Source organism: Streptosporangium nanhuense, assembly GCF_059358815.1.
This window is the reverse complement of record NZ_JCADBG010000008.1, coordinates 228,076-252,272: the sequence shown is the minus strand read 5'-3', so window position 1 is coordinate 252,272 and position 24,197 is coordinate 228,076. Positions and strand designations below refer to the sequence as shown.

Sequence of the window (24,197 nt, the reverse complement as noted above, 5' to 3'; positions counted from 1 at the left end):
TCCATCATGCCTTTGAACAGCCGCGACGACCTGCGGAACATCGCGATCATCGCGCACGTCGACCACGGCAAGACCACTCTCGTGGATGCCATGCTCTGGCAGTCGGGCGCCTTCCGCGTCAACCAGGACGTGGACGACCGCGTCATGGACTCCAACGACCTCGAACGCGAGAAGGGGATCACCATTCTCGCGAAGAACACCGCCGTCAAGCACGGCGGCATGACGCTCAACATCATCGACACCCCCGGCCACGCCGACTTCGGCGGTGAGGTCGAGCGGGGCCTGTCCATGGTCGACGGCGTCGTGCTGCTGGTCGACGCCTCCGAGGGGCCGCTGCCGCAGACCCGGTTCGTGCTGCGCAAGGCGTTCGCCGCCAAGATGCCGGTCATCCTGTGCATCAACAAGGTCGACCGCCCCGACGCCCGGATCAAGGAGGTCGTGGACGAGGTCTACGAGCTCTTCATCGACCTGGACGCCACCGAGGACCAGATCGACTTCCCGATCGTCTACGCCTCGGCCAAGGCCGGGCGCGCCTCGCTCAACCGTCCCGAGGACGCCGGGATGCCGGACTCCGAGGACCTGGAGCCGCTGTTCGAGGTCATCAAGAACACGATCCCGGCCCCGGTGTACGACCCGGAGGCCCCGCTGCAGGCGCACGTCACCAACCTGGACGCCTCGTCCTACCTGGGCCGGATCGCGCTCTGCCGCGTCCACCAGGGCACCATCAAGAAGGGCCAGCAGGTCGCCTGGTGCCGCACCGACGGCAGCATCCAGCGGGTGAAGATCACCGAGCTGCTGATGACCGACGCGCTGGAGCGCAAGCCCGCCGAGGAGGCGGGTCCCGGCGACATCATCGCGATCGCCGGCATCCCGGACATCATGATCGGCGAGACCCTCGCCGACCCCGAGGACCCGCGCCCGCTGCCCCTGATCACGGTCGACGAGCCCGCGATCTCCATGACCGTCGGCACCAACACCTCGCCGCTGGTCGGCAGGGTGAAGGGCTCCAAGGTCACCGCCCGCATGGTCAAGGACCGCCTCGACAAGGAGCTCGTCGGCAACGTGTCGCTGCGCGTCCTGCCGACCGACCGCCCCGACGCCTGGGAGGTCCAGGGCCGTGGCGAGCTGGCGCTGGCCATCCTGGTCGAGCAGATGCGCCGCGAGGGCTACGAGCTCACCGTCGGCAAGCCGCAGGTGGTCACCAAGGTCATCGACGGCAAGGTGCACGAGCCGGTCGAGCGGGTGACCATCGACTGCCCGGAGGAGTACCTCGGGGCGATCACCCAGCTGCTCGCCGTCCGCAAGGGCCGCATGGAGCACATGACCAACCACGGCACCGGCTGGATCCGCATGGAGTTCGTGGTCCCGGCCCGCGGCCTGATCGGCTTCCGCACCGAGTTCCTCACCGAGACCCGCGGCACCGGCATCGTGAACCACGTGTTCGAGGACTACGAGCCGTGGTTCGGCGAGCTGCGCACCCGCAACAACGGCTCGCTGGTCGCCGACCGGCCCGGCCCGGTGACCCCGTTCGCCATGCTGAACCTGCAGGAGCGCGGCGTCCTGTTCGTCCAGCCGACCACCGAGGTCTACGAGGGCATGATCGTCGGTGAGAACTCACGCTCCGACGACATGGACGTGAACATCACCAAGGAGAAGAAGCTCACCAACATGCGCTCCTCGACGAGCGACACGACGGAGACGCTGATCCCGCCGCGCCAGCTCTCGCTGGAGCAGGCGCTGGAGTTCATCCGCGAGGACGAGTGCGTGGAGATCACGCCGGAGAACGTGCGCATCCGCAAGGTCGTCCTCGACGCCTCGACCCGCGCCCGGACCACCGCCCGCGCCAAGCGGACCAACTGATCACTCCACCCGGCGCCGAGCGGATAGACTGACCGCGCCGCGCCACCGTGTCACCGTGTCACCGCTCCACCCCGTCCCGCCGGGCCCACCCGGCGGGACGGTTTCGTCCTCGCCCGGTCCGGCCCCGCGCGAGACACCACGCACACCGCGCCTCCCGCCGGTTCGGTCTCATGTGAAACAAGCCCCGCAGACCGCGCCTCCCGCCGGTCCTGCCTCGTGCCGAACGCCCCTCCCGGCACGACTTCACGTGGTGAGACGGCGTGGTGCCCCAGGTTCCCTCCCCCTTCTGGGGTAGGAACCCTGTGCTGGACGCTCCCTGTCACGACAGGGGAGCCCAGGACTCGTACGGGGGATATCTCATGCTTCACAGGACCTTTCTCGCCCTGACCGTCGCGCTCGGCACGGTGACGGCCGGAGCGGGCACCGTGCCGGCCGCCCAGGCGGACCCGCGGACGCCGCAGATCTCACAGGGCTCGGAGTCGGCACCGTCGGCCAGGGCCGTCATCAAGAACACGGCCGGGAAGAGCATCGGCCTTCTGCGCATCGACCAGCAGCCGGGCGACAAGTCCAGGCTGACCGTAACCGTCACCGGCCTGCGCCCCGGCTATCACGGTTTCCACGTCCACGCGAAGGGCGTCTGCGATCCCAAGGCGATCGACCCGGTCACCCGCAGCCCCTTCGCCAGCGCGGGCGCGCACTTCACCATCCCGCCGGTCGCGCACAGCGGGCACTCCGGTGACCTGCCCAACCTTCTCGTCGCCGCCGACGGCACCGGCGAGGCGACCGTCGTGACCGACCGCTTCCGGGTGGGACAGCTGTTCGACAGTGACGGCAGCTCCATCGTCATCCACGCCCTGCCGGACAACCACTCCAACATTCCCGACCGCTACAGCCACCAGGGGCCCCCGAGCGGCGTCGGCCCCGACGCGGAGACCCTCAAGGCGGGAGACTCCGGCGGGCGCGTCGCCTGCGGTGTGATCAACAGGAACCAGTGATTCCCGACCGTTCCGGGGGCGGCCCGGGACCCCGTCCGACGGCAGCTCACCCGACGGCACCTCGTCCGTCGGCACCCTGCCCGCCGGCCCCGTGCCGCCCTGATCACCGTCTCGCCTCGATCACCGTCTCGCCCCGATCACCGCCCCACCCTGATCACCGTTCCACCCTGATCACCGTTTCGCCCCGATCACCGTTTCGCCCCGATCACCGTCCCGCTTCGCGGCGGCCCTCAGCCGCCGAGCTCGCGCTTGCGCCGCAGCAGGGCGGCGCGTTCGGCGCGGGCCCTGAGCAGGACGGCCACCGCGAGCACGACCAGCGTCGCGGCCACGGCGACCCCCGCCGTACCCGCCCAGGTGCCCCTCGTGGCCGCGACCACGGCCGTTCCGGCCGTCAGCAGACCCGTCGCGGCCACCGCCAGCCAGGCGGCGATCACCCGGTCGAGGGCGAACAGCGGCGTCCTGCGGGTCAGCGCCCAGGCCCCGTAACCGGCCCAGGCCAGGCCGATCGCGACCAGCGCGCCGAAGGCCAGGTGCGTACGGCCCGGCAGGGAGGGCTCCGTGGCCCACAGCAGGCCGACGAACAGTGCCCCGCCCAGGCCGCCGAGCAGCGCCACGACGTTGCCGATCCGGCGGCGCAGCGACAGCGGCCCCGACAGCCTGCCGATCATGTCATCGGGGTTCATCCTCGGTATCCCTTCTCCGTGAGCCGATCGCGCAGCATGCGCCGCGCGCGGGACAGGCGTGACTTGACCGTGCCGACGGGGACGGCGCAGACCTGCGCGCAGTCCTCCAGGGAGAGATCTCGCAAGTAGAACAGCACCAGGACCTCCCGTTCCCTGACCGGCAGCTCCGACAGGCCCGCGAGCAGGCCGGCGCGGTCCACGAGGGCGTCGGCGGGATCGCCGGACGCCCGCTCCTCCTCCATCGGTATCTCCGGCCTGGCGTACTCCTCGCGGAGCCGGTCGGCCACCGCGCGCCTGGCGATCGTGAACAGCCAGGGCGCGAACCTGCCCGGCTCCTTCAGGCGCGGCAGCCCGCGCACCACGGCCACCCAGACCTCCTGGGCCACGTCGTCGGCCCGCGAGGGCCCCAGCATGCGCCGCACGTAGTCTCGTACCGGATCGTGCCAGGCCCTCACCAGCTCGGCGAACGCCTCGCGCTCGCCGAGCCGGCACCGGACCACCAGCAGTTCGTCAGTCACCCTGCCTCCTCACCCGGGACAGTCGGGAAACGGGTGCGGCGGGTTCACGCTTTTTTCCGCCGTCAGGGGCCGCCGTCAGGGACCGCCGTAGTATCTCCTGCCCGGCGCGGGACGCCCGCCGTACAGCTCGGACAGCGTCACGAACCGGTAGCCCCTGCCCGCGAACTCGTCCAGCAGCCTGGGGACGGCCTGGACCGTGGAACGGTGGATGTCGTGCATCAGCACGATGGAACCCGGCCCGGCCTCGGCCGCGCGCCGGGCGACGACCGAGGGGTCCTGGTCGCGCCAGTCGAGCGTGTCGACGTCCCACAGGATCTGGGCGAGCCCCAGCTGGCGGCTCTCCGCGGCGACCCTGGAGTCGGTCAACCCGTACGGCGGGCGCATGAGGATCATCGTCACCCCGGTCGCCCGCTTGACGAGCCACTGGGTACGGCCCAGTTCCTCCCTGATGGCGGCCTGTGACAGCAGGGGCAGCTGCGGGTGGTCCCAGGTGTGGTTGCCCAGCTCGTGCCCCTCGGCCACCATCCTGCGAAGCGTGCTCTCGCCGCCCCCGAAGGCCATGCGCCCGACGACGAAGAAGGTCGCCCTGGCCCGGTGCCCGGCGAGGATGTCGAGCAGCGGCTCGGTGTAGATCCCCGGTCCGTCGTCGAAGGTCAGCGCCACGCACCTGATCCGCTCGCAGTCGATCCGGCGCGCCCGGGGGGAGACGGGAAGATCGTCCCGCGCCCAGTGCGACCGCACCGCACCGGGCCCGAACCCGGGAGCGGGGACGGGCCCCGCAGGGACGGACGGCGAGGGTCCAGCGACGACGGGAGGCGCCAGGGTCGCCGGTTCCACCGATCCGACCAGGGCGATCGGGGAGGTGCAGCCCCAGATCGCGAACAGCAACGCCACCGGCACGACCCACACCCGCCACACCCGCATGCTTCCCCCCGAAAGCGCCGCGGGGAGGGCGAGCGGCCCGGCCGGGTCCCCCCGCAAGATCATGACCAGGTATTCCACCAGGATGGGACATCAACGGCCGATTGCCCGTACCGACGCGCCACTTCACGCCACATCCGGCGAGATGCGCACCCGGGTGGTCATGTCTCATCCGATGCGGCCAGTTAGAACCCCAAAACCCTCGGGGGCCGGGGCGGATCAGGAACGGTCGGGCGTCTCCCGGGGCTCGGTCACGACCATCATGAACCGCAGCGGCGTGTCCCCCTCGTTGGCGTACTTGTGCGGCCGGTCGGCGCTGAACACGACCGCGTCGCCCGTCTCCACGACATGGCTCTTGCCGTACACCGAGAGGGTGAGCCGCCCCTCGATGACGGTCAGCATCTCGCGCGTGCCCGGGGGGTGGGCGTCGCCGTCGTGGTGGTCGCCGGGGGCGAGCCGCCAGTCCCACAGCTCCAGGATGGCGGGCGCGTCGGTGCCGACCAGCAGCCGCGCGGTGCTGGACTTCCCGTGCGGGAAGGTGACGACGTCGGCGCCGCTGACCACCCGCACCACGGGCGTGTCGGCGACCTCCACCATCCGCGCGACGGTCACCCCGAGCGCGTCGGCGATGCGGGTGAGCGTGCTGATGCTCGGGTTCGTCCTGCCCTGCTCGACCTGGACGAGCATGCCCCGGCTCACTCCCGAGCGCGCGGCGAGCTCGTCGAGGGTCATCTGCCGGTGCGCCCGCTGCGCCCGCACGTTGTTGGCGACCGCGGCAGTGATCGTCTCTGGATCCATAAGTCCAGTCTAGTGAACTCTCTTGGCACTCCATTGCACTTCATATATTGTCCTTTCAGTACATTCTATTGAACTGAGGTGAAACGTGACGGCTGTGGTGCTGGCGACGGCCTGCGCGCTGGTGTACGGCACCGCGGACTTCCTCGGCGGCCTGGCCACCCGCCGGTCGCGGGTGCTCGCGGTGGTGGTCCTCTCCCAGGCCGCCGGGCTGGTCGTGATCGCCGCGCTGCTGCCCTTCCTGCCGGCGACCCCCACGCCCGCGGCCCTCGCCTGGGGCGCGGCCTCCGGCCTCTGCGGCACCGCGGGGATCGTGCTGTTCTACCGGGCGCTGGCCACCGGTGTGATGTCGGTGGTCGCGCCGATCACCGCGACCGTCTCGGCGGCGCTGCCCGTGCTGTTCGGGCTGGCCGTCGGGGAGCGCCCCGAGCCGGTCGCGCTGGGCGGGGTGGTCCTCGCGCTGCTGGCGGTCCTGCTGGTGAGCCGCGGCTCCCCCGGCAGAAAGGCCACCCGGGGGTACGGGCCGGTCCTGGCCTCGCTCGCCGCGGGCGCGGGCTTCGGCGGCTTCTTCGTCATCATCGCCCAGGCCCCGGCGGACGGTGGCATGTGGCCGCTGCTCGGAGCGCGCCTGGTCTCGGTCACCTCCATCGCCCTGCTGGCCCTGGCCACCGGCCGCGCCCTGCGCCCCGGGCCCGGCACGCTGCGCGTCATCTTCGCGGCCGGGTCGCTCGACATGGCCGCCAACGTGCTCTTCGTGCTCGCCCAGCAGCGCGGGATGCTCAGCCTCGTCGCCGTCCTGGTCTCGCTCTACCCGGCGAGCACCCTGCTGCTCGCCCGCCACTTCCTGGGAGAGCGGCTCAACACGGTGCAGGTGGTGGGAATCGGCTTCACCCTCGCCGCGGTCGCGCTGATCGCCTCCGGTTGACACGATGTCGCCGGCTGACTCTGTTGTGTTGAGGCCGGACGCTTGTTACGGTCATCCCCGTGCAGCCCGAGCGGGCGTTCCTCGACTCCGGCGGGCCGTTCGCGCACACGGCTGTCGCGTACGGCTCCGATTCCGGTTTCCTGCGACTCGTCCAGCCCCTGATCGCCGGCGCCCTCCGCGAGAGCCGGCGGATCCTCGTCGTCACGAGCGAGCGCGGGCTCGACCTGATCGGTGACGCCTTCGGCACGGACTCCCGCCTCATCGACCGCCGCCTCGCCGAGAAGTGGTACGCCCACCCCACGCGGACCCTCGCCGCCTTCCACGACTACGTCCGGCAGCGGGAGCGGCCGCTGGTCCTCGGGGAGCCGGTGTGGTCGGGCTGGACCGAGCGGCAGGCCCGCGAGTGGATCCGCTACGAGTCGGTGCTCAACGCCGCCTTCGCCGGGCTCCCGGTCAGCCTGTGGTGCCTGTACGACGAGACCCTGGCGCTCGACCACGTCCCGCACACCCATCCCACGGAGCTGACCGGCGCCGGTCTGCGGCGAAGTGACAGCTACGTCTCCCCGGAGCGGTTCGAGCTTCCGGGAGACGACCTCCCCCTCCCCGACCCGCCCCCGGCCGCGGTGGTCACCGACTTCACCCTGGAGGAGCTGGGACGGCTGCGCGCGCTCGTCACCGACCACGCGCGCCGGGTGGGCATGAGGCGCGACCTGATCGCCTCGCTCGTGCTGAGCGTCTCGGAGATGGCGGCCAACAGCGTGGAGCACGGGGCGGGACACGGCCGGGCGACCATCTGGACGGCCGGCGGCGAGATCGTGTGCGAGATCGCCGACTCCGGCGGCGGCGACCTCGACGTCCCGCTGCCCGGCTACCTCCCGCCCGAGCCCGGGTCGCCGCGCGGCTACGGGCTCTGGATCAGCCGTCAGCTCTGCGACCTGGTGCAGGTGCGCGGCGTGGACGGCGAGCTGAGGGTCAGGCTCCACATGGCGCTGGACTGACCTTCCCTACCGGTACGCGAAAAGCGCGTACGGCCCGCGTCCGGAGCGGACACGGGCCGTACACGAAGCCGGAAAAGGGGAAAGGGAGAGGCCTCAGGCGGCCTGGACCTCCTCGGACACGCGGAGGCCGCCCTCCTCGCGGGCGTAGTCCTCGAGCATGGTGCGGAGCTGGCGCCGGCCCCGGTGGAGGCGGGACATGACCGTGCCGATGGGGGTGCCCATCCGCTCGGCGATCTCCTTGTAGGCGAAACCCTCGACGTCGGCCAGGTAGACGGCCACCCGGAAGTCCTCGGGCAGGGCGCGCAGGGCGTTCATGACCGCGCTGTCGGGCAGCTGCTCCAGCGCCTCGGTCTCGGCGGACTTGAGACCGCTGGACATGTGGGACTCGGCGGCGGCGAGCTGCCAGTCCTCGATCTCCTCGGTCGCCGAGAGCTTGGGCGAGCGCTGCTTCTTGCGGTAGTCGTTGATGAAGTTGTTGGTCAGGATGCGGTGCAGCCACGCCTTGAGGTTGGTGCCCTCGCGGAACTGGTGGTACGAGGTGAAGGCCTTGGTGACGGTCTCCTGGACCAGGTCCTCGGCGTCGGCGGTGTTGCGGGTCAGACGCATCGCGGACGCGTAAAGCTGGCTGGTGACCGGCACGACATCACGCTCGAACCAGTCCTGGCGCTGCTCTTCCGTCATCGTGATCATTGGACCCCCCTCGTGCTCTTCCCCCCACTACCGTCCGGCAAAGGTACGACGCACCCTTTCTGACGGCGTACTTGATGCTCGCAGGCACCTTGTAAGGGGGCCGTTAAAAGCTCTACGTGGTCAGGGGACTGATCTATGGCTGTGCCAACAGCGGGTGCGACACGCTCTACAGCCGGACAAGTCTCAGTATCGTAACATCGTTCCCCAGATTCGGTAGAGGGTGTGTCTATCATCACATATCCCCAGGTAGGGGTCGCTTTGGGGTCGTGAAAAACGTCGATCACCAAGCCTCCGAAACCCGCTGCCTGACGGCCGGGACCGGCTGCCGGACCGGGGCCCGCACCCTGAGAAACTCCGGCACCCATCTCCACGTCTCCCCGCTTCCCGAGTGTTGGGGACTTAATCTCCTCCTCAAGAGACGGCCCGGCACCCCCCTGCGGTTCACCCGGACACCATCACCCGGCCCCTTGCGCATACGGCCCGGTAGACGGCGGGAACGGTCCGCCGGTAACGATCGCGAAGATTTTCCGGCGCTCCGGTGGCGACGAGCGATGCCCGCCGCCGATCACACCTCGGGCGATCACGGGTGACACCGCTCTCGAAGGCCGGGGCGCGCGACACCCCGGCACGCCCCCGCTCCGACGGCCGGGGCGCGACGGCCCTCGCCCCGGCACCCTGCCCCCGCGCCCCTCACTCAGAAGCGCCCCCGCGCGCCCGTGCGCCCGCCCGGGCCGACGGCAGGGGACCGAACGGACCCGGCCCCCGAGCCGGCAGCGGGACGAGACGAGACGGGCTCAGTCTCCGAGGAGCGCATCCACGAAGACCTCGGGGTCGAACGGCGCCAGGTCGTCGGGCCCCTCGCCGAGACCCACCAGCTTGACCGGGACACCCAGCTCGCGCTGGACGGAGATGATGATGCCGCCCTTGGCGGTGCCGTCGAGCTTGGTCAGGGCGATACCGGTGATGTTGACGACCTCGGCGAACACCTGGGCCTGGCGCATGCCGTTCTGGCCCGTGGTGGCGTCGAGGACGAGCAGGACCTCGTCGACCGTGGCCTTCTTCTCGATGACACGCTTGACCTTGCCGAGCTCGTCCATCAGGCCGGTCTTGGTGTGCAGCCGTCCCGCGGTGTCGACGATCACCACGTCGGCCTTCTCGCTGATGCCCTCGGCGACGGCGTCGAAGGCCACCGAGGCGGGGTCGCCGCCCTCGGGCCCGCGTACGACAGCCGCCCCGACACGGTCTCCCCACGTCTGCAGCTGGTCGGCGGCGGCGGCGCGGAAGGTGTCGGCGGCGCCCAGCACGACCTTGCCGCCGTCGCCGATGAGGACGCGCGCCAGCTTGCCGGTGGTGGTGGTCTTGCCGGTGCCGTTGACGCCGACCACGAGGACCACCGCGGGGCGCTCGCCGTGCGGCGTGACGTGCAGCGTGCGGTCCATGTCGACGCCGATCTGGGCGAGCAGCTGCTCCCTGAGCAGGGCGCGCGCCTCCTCGGGCGTACGGCTGCCCAGCACCTTCACCCGGGTGCGCAGCTCCTCGACCATCGCCCGGGTCGGCGTCACGCCGACGTCGGCGGTGATCAGGGTCTCCTCGATCTCGTCCCAGGCGTCGTCGTCCAGACGGTCGCGGGAGAGCAGCTCCAGGAGGCCCTTGCCCAGCGTGCTCTGCGACCGGGCCAGCCGGGCGCGGAGCCGCACCATGCGCCCGGCGGACGGCGGAGGAACCTCGATCACCGGGGCGACGACGGTGACCTCCGCGGGCTCCACCGGCCTGGCCGGCGGCGGCACGGTGGTCGTCGTCGCGTCGTCGTCCACGACCGAGCCCCGGCCCGGGGCCTTCGTCTCCTCGGGGATCGGCGGCGCCTGGGGCGGCTCGACCCGCGGCGGCGCGGTCCTGCCCCCCGACCTGAACAGCAGGAGCATGCCGCCCGCCGCCAACAGGGCGATGACGACGATGATCGCGATTATGCCGAGATAGGCTTCCACAAGAGCACAGTTTTCCAGACGCCCCGGGATGCTCCGACACCCCGGTGCTCCGGACCGGCTCGCGACTCCTCACCGACGGTCACCGTCCGACCCCGCGCCCCCGGAGCAGCCGCTTCCCGGGGAACCGGCCCCTCGGCGGCTCAGACCGGCTCGTGTTCTCTCAGGCGCTGGCTGATGACCTGGGTGACGCCGTCCCCGCGCATCGACACGCCGTACAGCGCGTCGGCGATCTCCATGGTGCGCTTCTGGTGGGTGATGATGATGATCTGCGAGGTCTGCCGGAGCTCCTCGAAGAGGGTCAGCAGGCGCTGGGTGTTGGTGTCGTCCAGCGCGGCCTCGACCTCGTCCATCACGTAGAACGGCGAGGGGCGCGCCTTGAAGATCGACACGAGGAACGCCACCGCGGTCAGCGACCGCTCGCCGCCCGACAGCAGCGACAGGCGCTTGACCTTCTTGCCCGGCGGCCGGGCCTCGACCTCGATCCCGGTGGTCAGCATGTTCTCAGGGTCGGTGAGCAGCAGCCTGCCCTCGCCTCCGGGGAACACCCGCGTGAAGATCGTCTCGAACTCGCGGGCCACGTCCGCGAAGGCGGCGCCGAAGACCTGCTCGACCCGGTCGTCGACCTCCTTGACCACCAGCAGCAGGTCGCGGCGGGTCTTCTTGAGGTCCTCCAGCTGCGAGGTGAGGAACGAGTGCCGCTCCTCCAGCGCCGCGAACTCCTCCAGCGCGAGCGGGTTGACCTTGCCGAGCTGGGCCATCTGGCGGTCGGCCGCCCTGGCCCGCTTGAGCTGCTCGTCGCGGTCGTAGGGGACGGGATCGCCGTCGGCCGTCGGGATCGGCTCGCCGGGGCCGTACTCGGCGATGAGGGTGTCGGCCTCGACGCCGTACTCCTCCACCGCCCGGCTCTCCAGCTGCTCCAGGCGCAGCCGCTGCTCGGTGCGGGCCACCTCGCTGCCGTGCGCCCGGTTGACCAGCTTGTCCAGCTCGCCGGTGAGCTCCCGGACGCGGATCCTGACGGCCTTGAGAGAGGCGTCGATCTGCCCGCGCGCCAGGTCGGCCTCGTCGCGCTCGCCCGCGGCGGCCTCCAGGGAGGTCTCCAGCGTGCGCAGCGCCCGCTCGGCGCCCCGGACGACCGCCTGGGCCGTACGGGCCTGCCTGCGCCGCCACTCGCGCCGCTCGGCCGCCCTGGAACGCTCCTCACGCTCGCGCTCGGCCGCGCGCGCCAGCTCGTCGGCCCGCCCCTCGATGCCCCTGACCCGCTCCTCCGCCGTCCGTACGGCGAGGCGGACCTCCATCTCGTCCTGCCTGGCCGTCGCGCAGATCTCGGCGAGCTCGTCGCGGAGGTCGGTGGTGGGCTCGGTCTCCAGCTCCTCGGCGCCGACGGCCGCGGCGAGCCGCTCCTCCAGCTCCGCGAGACCGGCCGCGTCACGGTCGCGCGCCTCCTCGGCGGCCCGTACGCCCCCGGCCAGGCGCTCGCACTCGTCGCGGGCCGCCTTGGCCGCGGCACCCAGCTGGGCGAGCCGCTTGGCCACCGCGGCGACCCGCTGGTCGGCGTCGCGCTGCCTGGCCCTGACCCGGTCGAGGGCGGCCTGCGCCGCGTTGACCCCGGCCTGCGCGTTCTGCACGCCCGTCTGCGCCTCGGCGACGCGCGCCTGGGCGGTCTCGACCGCGAGCTGCGCCTCCGCCTCGGCCTCGGCGCTCTCCTCCAGCTCCGTCGCGGCCAGCTCGGCGGCGACCCTGGCCTCGGCCAGGTCCGCGGCGGCCTCGTCGAGGGCGGCCCGCATCTGGAGCGCGGAGGTGCCGCCCGCCGAACCCCCCTCTGCGGTGTGGGCGCCCAGGAGGTCACCGGACCGGGTGACGGCCCGCAGCTCGGGGCGCTGCTCGACCGCCTTCCTCGCGGTCGCGAGATCGTCCACGACCAGCACGTCCGCGAGCAGGTGGGTGGCGGCGGCCCGCAGCTCGGCGGAGACCGTGACCAGGTCGGCCGCCCACTCGGCCCCGGCCAGCGGCACCGGCCCCTGCGAACCCGGTGAGCCCGGTGAGCCCGCTCCCGCCCCGCCCGAGGCGATGACGAGGGTGGCGTGGCCGCCGTCGTGACCCCTGAGGAACTCGATCGCGTCGGCGGCGCTCTGCAGCGACTCCACGGCGACGGCCTCCGCGGCGGCCCCGAGCACGGCCGCGACGGCCACCTCGGCACCGGGCCGCACGGACAGCATGGTCGCCACCGGGCCGAGCACCCCGGCCAGGTCGGCGGCGAGCAGCGCGGCGCCGCCGTCGGCGCCACCGGCCAGGCCCAGCTCCAGCGCCTCGAACCTGGCCTCCAGCGCGGCCACCTGGCGCTGCGCCTGCTGGTCGGTCTTGCGGGCGGCGGCGAGGGCGGCCCTGGCGGCGCCGAGCGCGGAGTTGGGGGCCGCGACGGCCGCCTTGGCCTCCTCGACCCCGGCCCTGGCCGACTCTACGGACTCCCTGGCCTGCTCGACCGTCTCCAGGGCGATCTCCAGCTCCTCGGCGAGGGCGGGGTCGGCGGACGGCTCGGCACGCTCCTGGCCGTCGTGCTCGGCCCGGGCCTCCTCGGCGCGCTGCTCGGCCTCCTCCAGCGAGCGCCGCAGCCTGCCGATCTCCTCCTCCGCGGCTCCCGCCCGGCTGCGCGCGGCCCCGGCCTGGCCCCTCAGCCTGGCCAGGCCCTCGCGCCGGTCCGCGGCGGCCCTGGCCTCCGCGGCCAGCCTCCGCTCCTCGGCGGCGAGCGCGGCCTCGGTCTCGGCGCGCCGGGCCACCGCTCCGGCGAGCGACTCCCGCTCCCCTTCGAGCAGCTCGGCCAGGACCCGCTCCTGCTCGCGTACCTCCTCGGCCTCGCGCTCGAAGTCCTCGGGGTCGCGCCCGCGGCGCTCCACGGCGGTGTCGGTGGCGTGCCGGTGCCGCTCGGCGGCGAGCCCGGCCAGGCCCCTGAGGCGCTCGCGGAGGGAGGAGAGGCGGAAGAACGTCTCCTGCGCGGCGGCCAGGCGCGGCTGGGCCTCGGCCTCGGCGGCCTCCAGCTCGGACTCGGCGACCTGGCCCTGCTCCAGCTCGACCTCCACCGCGGCCCTGCGGGTCAGTACGGCCGCCTCGTCGGCCATCTCCCGTTCCAGGGTGGTCCTCAGGGTGAGCACGTCGTCGGCGAGCAGCCGGAGCCTGGCGTCACGCAGGTCGGCCTGGATGACGGCGGCTTTGCGGGCGATCTCGGCCTGACGGCCCAGCGGTTTGAGCTGGCGGCGCAGCTCGGTGGTGAGGTCCTGGACCCGGGTCATGTTGGCCTGCATGGCGTCGAGCTTCCGCAGCGCCTTCTCCTTGCGCTTGCGGTGCTTCAGGACGCCCGCGGCCTCCTCGATGAACGCCCTGCGCTCCTCGGGGCCCGCGTGCAGCACCTGGTCGAGCTGGCCCTGCCCGACGATGACGTGCATCTCGCGGCCGATGCCGGAGTCGGACAGCAGCTCCTGGATGTCGAGCAGGCGGCAGGTGTCGCCGTTGATGGCGTACTCGCTCTGGCCGGCCCGGAACATCAGGCGGCTGATCGTCACCTCGGTGTAGTCGATCGGGAGCATGCCGTCGGTGTTGTCGATGGTCAGCGTGACCTCGGCGCGTCCCAGCGGGGCCCGCGAGGAGGTGCCGGCGAAGATGACGTCCTCCATCTTGCCGCCGCGCAGCGACTTGGCGCTGTGCTCGCCCATCACCCAGGCCAGGGCGTCGACCACGTTGGACTTGCCGGACCCGTTGGGGCCGACGACGGCGGTGATGCCGGGCTCGAACCGGAGCGTGGTGGCGGAGGCGAAGGACTTGAACCCGCGCAGGGTAAGGGTCTTGAGATACAACGGAACCCCCCATCCACGGCGCCGCCGCGCCGACCGGCGTCTCACGCGCCGTGTCCCGGGCGCCGGTGAACGCGTCTTGCCTCGTCAGCCCACAGGTCAGCCCACGGTCAGCCCACGGCTTCGGTCACGCGGGAAGACTACCGTTCTTCACCCGCGCCCGCCCGCGCACCGCCTATGGTGCCCTGCATGGACGCGGAACGCGGTGGGGGCGAGGCTCCATCACACCCATCGGGCGGCAGGGGTCTCCTCAGGCGGCGCGCCTTCCTCGTGGGCGGCGGGCTGGCCGTGCTCGGCCTCGGCGGCGCCGCCCTGGCGGCCGGGCCCGAGGGATTCAGGGACGCGTACGCCCAGATCGTCTGCGGCGCGATCCCCGAGCCTCCGGTGACCTCGACCGGAACGCTCCAGCGCAGCCGGGTCGACCGGCGGCGGGTGATCGTCGGGCTGCCTCCGGGGGCCGGGGACGGGCTCCCCGTGGTGATCATGCTTCACGGCGCCGCGGGTGACGCGCGCACGCCGTTCGACGTCTACGCGATCGACCGCTACCTGGCCGCGGGCGGCGGGCGCTTCGCGGTGGCCTCCATCGACGACTGGCCCTCCGCCGACATCCCGGGCGCGCTGCTGCCGTACCTGAACATGAACGGCATGGACACCGCGAAGATCGGGCTGATGGGCTGGTCCTCCGGCGGCGCCGGGGCGCTGAGGCTGGCCGCGGAGCTGGGCCCCGAGCAGGTGGGGGCGGTGGTCGCGGCGTCGCCCACGGTGAGCGCGGCTCAGGCGCCGCTGCGCGAGCTCGTGGACATCCCGGTGTGGCTGGGGTGCGGAGACCGCGACGCGTGGGCCCGGCAGACCCAGACCATGCTGAAGGGTCTGAAAGCGCTGGGCGCCACGGCCGAAGGAGGCATCACAGAAGGGTGCCAGGACACGGCCTACCGCCGCAGGGTGTTACCCGAGCAGCTGGCCTTCCTGGCACGGCATATAGGACACACGTGACGGCTGTGACGTGCGTATCGATATGACAAGGGACGCCCCGATGAGGCGTCCCTGGACAGTGTTCCGCCCCGGCCCTCGTTAGGTGAGAGCCGGCTCACGATCCTGCAGACGGTTGAACTCCTCGTCGCGGGTGCCTGCCGCGAGTTCGTCGTTCTGGGCCTGGAGCCGGGTGAGCTCTCCCTCGAGATCACGGATGCGCTGCTGAAGACGACGCATTTCCGAGACCATACGAGGGTCGGGACCGCCGACGTGGCCGAGTAGAGCCTTCGCCATAGTAAAGGGTCCTCCACGCTGAGTGACCAGACTGGTTCGCGCACTTCTTTGCCGCGGGAGGGGTGCGCGTGGTTCTTTATCAAGAGTCGCACCGGTGAGGGAGACGGTCAAGTTGAACGCTCCGGATGGATGCACCAGTAGGCACTCTCGACGGTCAACTATACCTTATTTTGGGCGGTTTGGGGAAGTGGTCAGCGCTCGACAAAACCCCGGAGGCCGTCTTTGGTCTCGCTCCAGCGCTCGACGACCCCGTCGACCCGTCCGGGCGTGTTCCCGCCCCTGAGCAGACCGAGCAGCTCGGCGCACGACGTCTCCGGGCCCTGCGCGACCACCTCCACGCGGCCGTCGTCCGTGTTGCGCGCCCAGCCGGTCAGGCCGAGTTCGAGGGCCCTGGCACGCGTCCACCAGCGGAAACCCACGCCCTGCACGCGGCCCCTGACCCAGGCCGTCAGCCGCACGTCCGTCACGCCGGGACTCCTCTCGGCCTGGGCTGGCAGCGGGGGCAACTGTAGGAGGAACGGTTCATGAACGACTCGCGAACGATCGGGGTACCGCACCGGGAGCAGGGCTCGTCGCGCCGACCGTAAACCGCGAGGGAACGGTCGAAGTAGCCGCTCTCCCCATTGACATTCACGTAAAGACTGTCGAAGGATGTGCCGCCCTCGGACAGGGCGGCGGACATCACCTCCCGGGCCGCGGCCAGCAGCTCGGCCACCTTGGGCCGGGTCAGCGTCGCGGTGGGGCGGGCGCCGTGCAGCCTGGCCCGCCAGAGCGCCTCGTCGGCGTAGATGTTGCCGACCCCGCTGATCAGCGACTGGTCCAGGAGCGCCCGCTTGACCTCGGTCTGGCGGGCACGCAGCCGGTGGGCGAAGCCGTCGTCGTCGAAGTTCTCCTCGAACGGGTCGGCCGCGATGTGCGCGATCGGCTCGGGCACCGCGCGGCCACCGGCCTGCGTCATGCCGGTCACCAGCACGTGGCCGAAGGTCCGCTGGTCGACGAAGCGCAGCTCGGGGCCGCCGTCGGTGAAGCCGATCCGGACGCGAAGGTGTTTCTCCGGCGCCGTGTCCGGCTCCACGACCAGCAGCTGGCCGCTCATCCCGAGGTGGGCCAGGATCGCGTCGGAGCCCCCCAGGGGCAGCCAGAGGTACTTGCCCCTGCGCTCGGCGGGGCCGACCGTGCGGCCCTCCATCCGGGCGGAGAACTCCACGGCGCCGGGGACGTGCCGCCTGATCGCCCTCGGGTGGAGCACCTCGGCGCGGGCGACGACCCGGCCGGAGACCCATCGCTCCAGGCCACGGCGTACCACCTCGACCTCGGGCAGCTCGGGCATGCGTCCCTCCTGGGGCGACGTGGGCAGACATGGGCAGGCATGGGTAGACGCTTGCAGACACGAACAGACTCGGACGAACCTGGCGGCTCGGCCGGATTCACCGTGGTCCCGTGCCGGCGATGTATCCGGCCGGTCAGCAGGTTAGCTGGCCACGCGCCCGTCACGGCCCCGTTCGGGCCCGCTCGACCTCGCTTCCTCGGGCAGCGGGCCGGCCGGTCAGCTGGCCTCGCGCCTCTCGCGGTCCTCCCGGATGCGGTTCCAGGCGGCCTCGGCGGCCTGCTGCTCGGCCTCCTTCTTCGAGCGGCCGGACCCCGAGCCGTACGCCTCGCCGCCGACGCGGACGACCGCGGTGAAGGACTTGGCGTGGTCGGGGCCGCTCTCCTCGACATGGTATTCGGGCACGCCGAGCGACTCGGACGCGGTGAGCTCCTGCAGGGAGGTCTTCCAGTCGAGCCCGGCGCCGAGCGAGGCGGAGCGGGTGATGAGCGGGTCGAAGAGCAGGTGGACGACGCGGAACGCCTCGTCCAGCCCCCTGTTCACGTAGACCGCGCCGATGAGCGCCTCAAGGGTGTCGGCGAGGATCGAGGACTTGTCGCGTCCCCCCGTGCCCTCCTCGCCCCGGCCGAGCCGCAGGAAGCGGCCCAGGCCCAGCGAGCGGGCCACGTCGGCCAGGGCGCGCATGTTGACCACCGCGGCCCTGAGCTTGGCCAGCTGCCCCTCGGGCAGGTCCGGGTGGTTGCGGTAGAGGGTGTCGGTGACGACCAGGCCCAGCACCGAGTCGCCGAGGAACTCCAGGCGCTCGTTGGTCGGCAGGCCGCCGTTCTCGTACGCGTAGGAGCGGTGCGTCAGCGCCCGCTCCAGGATGGCGACGTCGAGGCGCACCAGGAGGAGGCGCTCCAGCTCTTCCTTGACGAACTCGACGGCGACCGGCTTGACGCTCGTACCCACGGCTTCTCCTCGCACGTTCTCTCAGCGAATGCGCGATGGCGAAGGAAGGAACGAGAGGTGCCCGAAGATGTGGTGGGCGCCGGGAGGGCACGCGTTGTACCGCGAACCCCGGCGTCCACCACAGCCGCGGGCGGACCGCCATCGCAGGGGGTGCAGACCGTGACGCCGGCCGGGGCCCGTGGAGGACCCGGCCGGCATCCGTCGGTCAGAATGCGATCAGGCGGAGGGCTCGATCACCTGACGGCGGTTGTAAGTGCCGCAGGTCGGACACGCCACGTGCGGACGCTTCGGCGAGCGGCACTGGGGGCAGCTCACGAGCGAAACCGCGGCGGCCTTCCACTGCGACCTGCGGGAGCGAGTATTGCTCCGCGACATCTTGCGCTTGGGGACAGCCACGTCAGCTCTCCTGATCGTTGTTATGTTCCGGAATCAGACCTTGCAGCTTCGCCCAGCGGGCGTCGATCACCTCGTGGCCGTGGTCAGGCCCGGCATCGGCCAGCCTGACGCCGCACTCCACGCAGAGCCCGGCGCAGTCTTCACCGCAGACCGGGCTCAACGGCAGTGTGAGCACGACCGCGTCGCGAAACGCGGGTTCGAGATCGAGCAGCTCTCCGTCGAGAAGCGAGTCACCCTCGGCAGCATCCTCTGCCGAGTAGAAGAACAGCTCCTGGAAGTCCACCTCGGTTCGCGAGATGACGGGTTCCAGGCAGCGTGCGCACTCCCCCCGCAGCGGGGCTTGCGCAGTGCCCGTGACGAGCACACCCTCCATGACCGCCTCAAGCCGGATGTCCAGCTCGACGTCGGCGTCCTTGGGGACGCCGATCATGTCGACGCCGATGTCCGCCGGTGCCGGGAGAGCGAGATTCATCCGGCGCATCGACCCCGGTCGCCGCCCCAGATCGTGGGTGGAGATCACCCATGGGGCGCGGGGGTCAAGGTGCTGAGTCATTTCGCTCTCGTTAGGCATGGCGCATCATCGCCGTCGTGCAAGGCCGAAATAAGAGAATAGCAGGGCCTAGCCCCTGAGCCGTTCGACCAGGAGTTCCTGCACAAGATCAGGCACCAGCCCGGCCACGTTCCCGCCGTACTTGACGATCTCCTTGATGCGGCTGGAGGACAGGAAGGAGACCTCGGGGCCGGTGGCCATGAACAGGGTCTCCACCCCGGACATCCGGTAGTTGAGCTGCGCCATCTGGAGCTCGTAGTCGAAGTCGCTGACGGCGCGCAGGCCCTTCACGATGGCGGGGATCTCCTGCTGCCTGCAGTAGTCGACCAGGAGGCCGTGGAACTTGTCCACGCGGACGTTCCCGTACTCCTTGGTGACCGTCTGGAGCGTCTGGATCCGCTCCTCCACGGTGAACAGGCTCTTCTTCTCGATATTGATCAGTACGGCCACGACGACCTCGTCGTACTGCCGGGAAGCCCGGCCGATGATGTCCAGATGACCGTTCGTGACGGGATCGAACGATCCCGGACAGACAACGCGACGCAAGGCGGACCCCCTGCTCTAAGGATTCCCGGCGGCGCGACCGTACCAAACGGACGCTTCGCCGTAACGACGGACCCTCTCCTCTTCATACCCCGGGGGCCAGACCAGATCCTTGCCCCTGCTCTCCCGCTCCACGGCGACCAGCGCGTCCTCGGCCAGCCAGCCCCGGTCGCGCAGCAGCCCGAGCACCGCGTCCACCTCCTCGGCGCCCAGCGCGTACGGAGGGTCGGCGAGGACGAGGTCGTACGGTCTCCCGGCGGTGTCGGCGTCTCCGGCGTCTCCGGCGTCTCCGGGGCCGCCGGGGCCTCTGGCCAGCAGCCGCTCCACCCGGTCGGCGGCGACCTCGGCCCCCGGAAGGCCCAGTGAGGCGATGTTCTGCCTGATCGTCCGGATCGCCCTGGCGTCCGACTCCACGAGGAGCGCGTGATCGGCCCCCCGGGAGAGCGCCTCGAGCCCGAGCGCCCCGGAGCCCGCGTAGAGGTCGAGCACCCGGCACCCCTCCAGCGGGCCGATCAGCGACCCCACGGTGGAGAAGATCGCCTCCCTGGCCCTGTCGCTCGTGGGGCGTGTCCCCCGTCCCGGCGGCACTGCCAGCCGCCGTCCCCCTGCGCTTCCCGCGATGACTCGGCTCACCCGGCCATCCTCTCAGTGCCTCCCGGTGCCGCTCCCGCCGCCGTTCGCGCTCCCGCCCCCGGGCGCGCCGCACGCAGCACCGGCGTGTCGCGACGCATCACATAACCGCAGGTCAAAAGGGTCCTGGTAGGTGATCTAGGTCAAGAGTGGGCAAGGAGTGGCGACGAAAGCGTAAGGGTCGTTCCGTCCGGTGCCGGTCCCTTGCATGATGATTCCTGCGGCCTCCAAGTGACCCAGGGGGAGGCCGACCGGCGTGATCGTGAGCCCTTCCGCACGCCGGTGCTCTCGGCACCTGACCCGGGAGTGGGCCCAAGCGGGGACGGCATTCGGGGGGAGGCCGTCCCCGCAGTTGGGCCCCGGGCACGACGCGGTCGGGCCCAGGGCACGACGCCCTCGCTCCGTCAGATCCTCCGCAGGTGTCGAAGGACGACGCCCCCGCTCCGTCAGGTCTTCTCCAGGTATTCGGCGCGCTCGTCCGCGAGAAGCCTGTCGATCTCCGCGCGGAGCACGGGATGGTCCGCCAGCTCGGGATCGGCCTCCAGCATCGCCTCGGCGTCCAGGCGCGCGGCGTGGATGACGTCCTCGTCGCGAAGGAGCCTGAGCATCTTCAGCGACGATCTGCGCCCCGACTGGGCCACACCGAGCACATCACCCTCCCTGCGCTGCTCCAGGTCGACACGGGACAGCTCGAAGCCGTCCAGGGTGGCCGCCACCGCGTCGAGCCGCGCCCTGGCGGGCGTGCCGCCCGGGGAGTCGCTCACCAGCAGGCACAGGCCCGGCAGCCCGCCGCGCCCGACCCGGCCGCGGAGCTGGTGCAGCTGGGAGACGCCGAACCGGTCGGCGTCCATGATGACCATGACCGAGGAGTTGGGGACGTCGACGCCGACCTCGATGACCGTGGTCGCCACCAGCACGTCGATCTCCCCCCGGGTGAAGGCCTTCATCACCGCCTCCTTCTCCTCGGGCGGGAGCTTGCCGTGCAGCACCTCCGTACGCAGGCCGTGCAGCGGCCCCTGCGCGAGCGTCTCGGCCACGTCGAGCACCGCCAGCGGCGGCCTGCGCTCGTCGTCGGCCTTCGACATGTCGCCCTCGTCGCCCTCCAGGTCGCCGATGCGCGGGCACACGACGTAGGCCTGGCGGCCCAGCTCGATCTCCTCGCGCAGCCGCGTCCAGGCCCGGTCGAGGAAGTGCGGCTTCTCCGCGGCCGGGACCACGTGCGTCGTGATCGGGGCCCGGCCCGAGGGCAGCTGGGACAGCGTGGAGACCGTGAGGTCGCCGAAGACCGTCATCGCGACGGTGCGGGGGATTGGGGTGGCGGTCATGACGAGCACGTGCGGGCGGCCGCCGCCTGCCTTCTCGCGGAGCGCGTCGCGCTGCTCGACGCCGAACCGGTGCTGCTCGTCGACCACGACCAGGCCGAGGTCGGCGAACTGGACGCGCTCCTGCAGGACCGCGTGGGTGCCGACGACGATGCCCGCCGCGCCCGAGGCCGCGTCGAGCATGGCCGAGCGGCGGGCCGCGGCGCCCAGCGAGCCGGTCAGCAGGGCGACCGCGGTGCCGCCGAACATCCCGCCGGTGGCCAGGTCGCCGAGCATGGCCGAGATCGACCGGTGGTGCTGCTGGGCGAGCACCTCGGTGGGGGCCAGCAGCACCGCCTGCCCTCCGGCGTCGACCACCTGGAGCATCGCCCGCAGCGCGACGATCGTCTTGCCCGCGCCGACCTCGCCCTGCAGCAGCCGGTGCATGGGGTGGGGCAGCGCCAGGTCCGCCGCGATCTCCTCGCCCACGTCGCGCTGCCCCTCGGTGAGCTCGAACGGCAGCCGCCCGTCGAAGTCGGCGAGCAGCCCGCCGGAGATCGCGGGCCGGGGCGTGGCGGGCCAGGAGGCCGCGGCCATCCGGCGCTGCAGCAGCACCGCCTGGAGCAGGAACGCCTCGTCGAACCTGAGCCGCTTGCGCGCCCTGGCCACGTCGGCGTGGTCGCGGGGGCGGTGGATCGCCAGCAGCGCCTCCGACAGGCCGGGGAGCCGGTGGCGGGCGCGCAGCTCCGCGGGGAGCGGGTCGTCGAGCTCGCCCATCGTGTCGAGGACGACGCCCAGTGCCCTGCGGATCGCCCAGGGCGTCACGTCCTTGCCCGCCGGGTAGATCGGCACGAGCGCGGCGGCGAACTCCTCGGCGCCCGTCTCGCTCTCCTCGATCATCTCGAACTCGGGGTGGGAGAGCTGCCACTTGCGCTTCTCGCCCTGGCCGAAGGCGCCGACCTTCCCGGCGAACATGCCGCGCCTGCCCGGCTTCAGCCGCGTCTCGGCGATGTGGGACGTCTTCCCGAAGAACGACAGGTAGATCTTGCTGCCCCGGCCGTCGACGATCTCGACCTCCAGCCAGGTGCCGCCCTTGTTGCGCATCGGCCTGCGCATCGCCCTGGTGACCTCGCCCACCACGGTGACGTGGTCGTCGACCCGCAGGTCGTCGAGGTCGGTCAGCTCGCCCCGCTCGGCGTAGCGCCGCGGGTAGTGCCGCAGCAGGTCGCCGACGGTGCGCAGGTCGAGAACGCTCTCCAGCAGCTTGGCCGTCTTGGGGTCAAGCGCCTTCGCCAGCGGCTCGTCGAAGCTCGTCACCCCCGTTTTCTACCGTGCCCGGGCGACAGATTTCACCAGCCACGGCGTTCCCGGCCGTCCGGCGCCGGCTCACTCCACGCCGATCAGCAGCGGGTAGCCGCCCTGCCCGCCCTCGTACGTGACCACCTCGACGTCCGGCCTGGTCCCGGCCAGGTGGTCCTGTACGGCGCGGGCGAGCCCCTCGGGGGCGTCGGCGCCCTCCAGGAGGGTCACCAGCTCGCTGCTGGAGGAGACCATGCGGCGTACGACCTCCAGCGCGGTCGCCTCCAGGTCCGTGCCGATCAGCGCGGCGTCGCCGTCGACCACGCCCAGGACGTCGCCGGGGGCGGTCAGGCCCGCGCTCGTCATGACCTCGCGGTCGGCCACCCACACGTGCCCGTGGCGGGTGTGCGCGGCGGCCTCGGTCATGGCCACCACGTCGTCGTCGAAACGCCGCAGCGGGTCATGGACGGCCAGCGCCGACAGGCCCTGCACCGAGGCCCTGGTCGGAAGGACCCCGACCACCAGCCCCTGCTCCCTCGCGATCTCCGCGGCGGCGGCCGCGACCTCGCGCGTGTCGCTGTCGTTGGGCAGGACCACGACCTCGGACCCGGCCTCGCGGATGGCGGCGAGCACCGCCGCCAGCGGGGGGCTGGAGCCGGGCTCGCGCCGGACGACCACGGCTCCCGCCTCCTCGAACACCGCCGCCAGCGCGGGCCCCGCGGCCACCGCCACCACCCCTCTCCCCCGCGCGACCGGGTGGGTCCTGCCGGAGCCGACCAGGTACGTCACCCTGATCCGGTGGGGGCGGCCCAGCCTCATGGCCGCCTCGATCGCCGCGCCCGCGTCGTCCACGTGGACGTGGACGTTCCACAGGCCGTCCCCGCCCACGATCACCAGCGAGTCGCCGAGCGCGTCGAGCTCCTCGCGCAGCGCGGCGACCTCCTCCGCTCCGGCGTCCAGCAGGTACATGACCTCGTACCCCGGGCCCTCCCCGCTCTTCCCGGCCTCTCCGGGGGTCTCCGGGACGACCCGGCGGGCCGGGGCCGGGATGTCCACCCGGCCGGTGTAGGAGTCGGTGACGACGGCGGCGAGGCTCTCCAGGATGATCGTCAGGCCCGCTCCGCCCGCGTCGACCACCCCTCCGCGGGCCAGCACGTCGAGCTGTTCCGTGGTGCGGCGCAGCGCGGAGCGCGCCTCCCCCGCCGCCCGTCTCGCGACCGAGGCGAGATCCTCCCGCCCGTCACGCACCGCCACGGCCACGGCCACGGCCGCCAGGACGCTCAGGATCGTGCCCTCGACCGGCCTGGAGACCGCGGCGCGGGCCAGCTCGGCGGCTCTGACCAGGCCTCGTCCGAGGTCGGCGCCGCGCCCCTCGGCCTCCCTGAGCACCTCGGCGAGGCCGCGCAGCGCCTGGCTGACGATCACTCCCGAGTTGCCGCGGGCACCGAGCAGCGCCCCCTGCGCGAGTGCCCGCCAGGTGGCCTCCGCCCCCGCGTCGGCGGGCAGCCCGTCGAGCGCCTCGGCGGCGGAGAGCATGGTCAGGTGCAGGTTGGTGCCGGTGTCGCCGTCGGGCACGGGGAAGACGTTGAGCGCGTCGATCTCCTCGCGTGCCTTTCCCAGCGTCTCGGCGGCCAGCCGCGACCATCTGCGCACCGCGAGCGGGTCGAGAACCTGCAGCATTCCTGTCCTCCTGCTCCCCAGCTCCTGCTCCAGGTCCTGCTC

The 24,197-nt window shown here is 71.9% G+C and carries 22 protein-coding genes; 5 read left to right on the top strand and 17 right to left on the bottom strand.

Annotation, left to right across the window (positions count from 1 at the left end; genetic code table 11):
• The first annotated feature begins 6 nt into the window (after window positions 1-6).
• Window positions 7-1,860, top strand: a complete 1,854-nt coding sequence (gene typA / locus AC5L38_RS18045; protein ID WP_495243948.1) for a translational GTPase TypA — start codon at window positions 7-9, stop codon at window positions 1,858-1,860.
• A gap of 359 nt (window positions 1,861-2,219) precedes the next feature.
• A complete protein-coding gene (locus tag AC5L38_RS18040; RefSeq protein WP_495243947.1) occupies window positions 2,220-2,855 on the top strand; it encodes a superoxide dismutase family protein in 636 nt (211 codons plus the stop codon).
• A gap of 230 nt (window positions 2,856-3,085) precedes the next feature.
• On the opposite strand, the gene AC5L38_RS18035 is transcribed toward AC5L38_RS18040, so the two are convergent.
• From AC5L38_RS18035 to AC5L38_RS18020, 4 genes are all read right to left on the bottom strand, one after another.
• On the bottom strand, window positions 3,086-3,538 hold the full coding sequence (locus AC5L38_RS18035; RefSeq protein WP_495243946.1) for a hypothetical protein: 453 nt from the start codon (window positions 3,536-3,538) through the stop codon (window positions 3,086-3,088).
• Window positions 3,535-4,056, bottom strand: coding sequence for an RNA polymerase sigma factor (locus tag AC5L38_RS18030; RefSeq protein WP_495243945.1), 522 nt, complete (start codon window positions 4,054-4,056; stop codon window positions 3,535-3,537). Before AC5L38_RS18030 ends, AC5L38_RS18035 begins: the two co-directional genes overlap by 4 nt.
• Window positions 4,057-4,131: 75 nt before the next feature.
• Window positions 4,132-5,043: a polysaccharide deacetylase family protein gene (locus tag AC5L38_RS18025; RefSeq protein WP_495243944.1), complete on the bottom strand. Its 912-nt coding sequence runs from the start codon at window positions 5,041-5,043 to the stop codon at window positions 4,132-4,134.
• A 153-nt stretch (window positions 5,044-5,196) separates the two neighbouring features.
• Complete coding sequence (locus AC5L38_RS18020) at window positions 5,197-5,775, bottom strand: helix-turn-helix domain-containing protein (RefSeq protein WP_495243943.1); 579 nt, start codon at window positions 5,773-5,775, stop codon at window positions 5,197-5,199.
• An 85-nt stretch (window positions 5,776-5,860) separates the two neighbouring features.
• Between AC5L38_RS18020 and AC5L38_RS18015 the strand changes: the two genes are divergently transcribed.
• Together AC5L38_RS18015 and AC5L38_RS18010 are read left to right on the top strand one after the other, a co-directional pair.
• Entirely contained in the window at window positions 5,861-6,697 is an 837-nt protein-coding gene (locus tag AC5L38_RS18015; protein WP_495243942.1) for an EamA family transporter, read from the top strand.
• 59 nt (window positions 6,698-6,756) lie between these two features.
• Window positions 6,757-7,695 carry an anti-sigma factor RsbA family regulatory protein gene (locus AC5L38_RS18010; protein ID WP_495243941.1) on the top strand — a complete coding sequence of 313 codons (939 nt, stop codon included), beginning with the start codon at window positions 6,757-6,759 and terminating at the stop codon, window positions 7,693-7,695.
• Window positions 7,696-7,788: 93 nt separating this feature from the next.
• Here the strand turns inward: AC5L38_RS18010 and AC5L38_RS18005 are convergent, their stop codons facing one another.
• From AC5L38_RS18005 to smc, 3 genes are all read right to left on the bottom strand, one after another.
• Window positions 7,789-8,385 (bottom strand): sigma-70 family RNA polymerase sigma factor, encoded by a 597-nt coding sequence (locus tag AC5L38_RS18005; protein WP_362693591.1) that lies wholly within the window; start codon window positions 8,383-8,385, stop codon window positions 7,789-7,791.
• A gap of 794 nt (window positions 8,386-9,179) precedes the next feature.
• Complete coding sequence (gene ftsY, locus AC5L38_RS18000) at window positions 9,180-10,370, bottom strand: signal recognition particle-docking protein FtsY (RefSeq protein WP_495243940.1); 1,191 nt, start codon at window positions 10,368-10,370, stop codon at window positions 9,180-9,182.
• 140 nt (window positions 10,371-10,510) lie between these two features.
• Window positions 10,511-14,215, bottom strand: coding sequence for a chromosome segregation protein SMC (gene smc / locus AC5L38_RS17995; RefSeq protein ID WP_495243939.1), 3,705 nt, complete (start codon window positions 14,213-14,215; stop codon window positions 10,511-10,513).
• A gap of 186 nt (window positions 14,216-14,401) precedes the next feature.
• Between smc and AC5L38_RS17990 the strand changes: the two genes are divergently transcribed.
• Window positions 14,402-15,205 (top strand): alpha/beta hydrolase-fold protein, encoded by an 804-nt coding sequence (locus AC5L38_RS17990; RefSeq protein ID WP_495243938.1) that lies wholly within the window; start codon window positions 14,402-14,404, stop codon window positions 15,203-15,205.
• A 78-nt stretch (window positions 15,206-15,283) separates the two neighbouring features.
• On the opposite strand, the gene AC5L38_RS17985 is transcribed toward AC5L38_RS17990, so the two are convergent.
• The 10 genes from AC5L38_RS17985 to AC5L38_RS17940 form a co-directional block, all read right to left on the bottom strand.
• Entirely contained in the window at window positions 15,284-15,478 is a 195-nt protein-coding gene (locus tag AC5L38_RS17985; RefSeq protein ID WP_344748163.1) for a hypothetical protein, read from the bottom strand.
• Window positions 15,479-15,669: 191 nt separating this feature from the next.
• On the bottom strand, window positions 15,670-15,945 hold the full coding sequence (locus tag AC5L38_RS17980; RefSeq protein WP_495243937.1) for an acylphosphatase: 276 nt from the start codon (window positions 15,943-15,945) through the stop codon (window positions 15,670-15,672).
• Window positions 15,942-16,808: a bifunctional DNA-formamidopyrimidine glycosylase/DNA-(apurinic or apyrimidinic site) lyase gene (mutM, locus tag AC5L38_RS17975; RefSeq protein ID WP_495243936.1), complete on the bottom strand. Its 867-nt coding sequence runs from the start codon at window positions 16,806-16,808 to the stop codon at window positions 15,942-15,944. Before mutM ends, AC5L38_RS17980 begins: the two co-directional genes overlap by 4 nt.
• Window positions 16,809-17,024: 216 nt before the next feature.
• Complete coding sequence (rnc, locus tag AC5L38_RS17970) at window positions 17,025-17,708, bottom strand: ribonuclease III (RefSeq protein ID WP_329094214.1); 684 nt, start codon at window positions 17,706-17,708, stop codon at window positions 17,025-17,027.
• Between the two features lie 264 nt (window positions 17,709-17,972).
• Complete coding sequence (gene rpmF / locus AC5L38_RS17965; protein ID WP_012894381.1) at window positions 17,973-18,152, bottom strand: 50S ribosomal protein L32; 180 nt, start codon at window positions 18,150-18,152, stop codon at window positions 17,973-17,975.
• Window position 18,153: 1 nt separating this feature from the next.
• Window positions 18,154-18,723 carry a YceD family protein gene (locus tag AC5L38_RS17960; protein WP_495243935.1) on the bottom strand — a complete coding sequence of 190 codons (570 nt, stop codon included), beginning with the start codon at window positions 18,721-18,723 and terminating at the stop codon, window positions 18,154-18,156.
• A gap of 48 nt (window positions 18,724-18,771) precedes the next feature.
• Window positions 18,772-19,248, bottom strand: a complete 477-nt coding sequence (gene coaD, locus AC5L38_RS17955) for a pantetheine-phosphate adenylyltransferase (RefSeq protein WP_329085210.1) — start codon at window positions 19,246-19,248, stop codon at window positions 18,772-18,774.
• A 15-nt stretch (window positions 19,249-19,263) separates the two neighbouring features.
• Window positions 19,264-19,878 carry a 16S rRNA (guanine(966)-N(2))-methyltransferase RsmD gene (rsmD, locus tag AC5L38_RS17950; protein ID WP_495243934.1) on the bottom strand — a complete coding sequence of 205 codons (615 nt, stop codon included), beginning with the start codon at window positions 19,876-19,878 and terminating at the stop codon, window positions 19,264-19,266.
• A gap of 443 nt (window positions 19,879-20,321) precedes the next feature.
• Complete coding sequence (recG, locus tag AC5L38_RS17945) at window positions 20,322-22,493, bottom strand: ATP-dependent DNA helicase RecG (protein ID WP_495243933.1); 2,172 nt, start codon at window positions 22,491-22,493, stop codon at window positions 20,322-20,324.
• Window positions 22,494-22,562: 69 nt separating this feature from the next.
• Window positions 22,563-24,155, bottom strand: coding sequence for a DAK2 domain-containing protein (locus tag AC5L38_RS17940; protein ID WP_495243932.1), 1,593 nt, complete (start codon window positions 24,153-24,155; stop codon window positions 22,563-22,565).
• Between the last annotated feature and the right edge of the window lie 42 nt (window positions 24,156-24,197).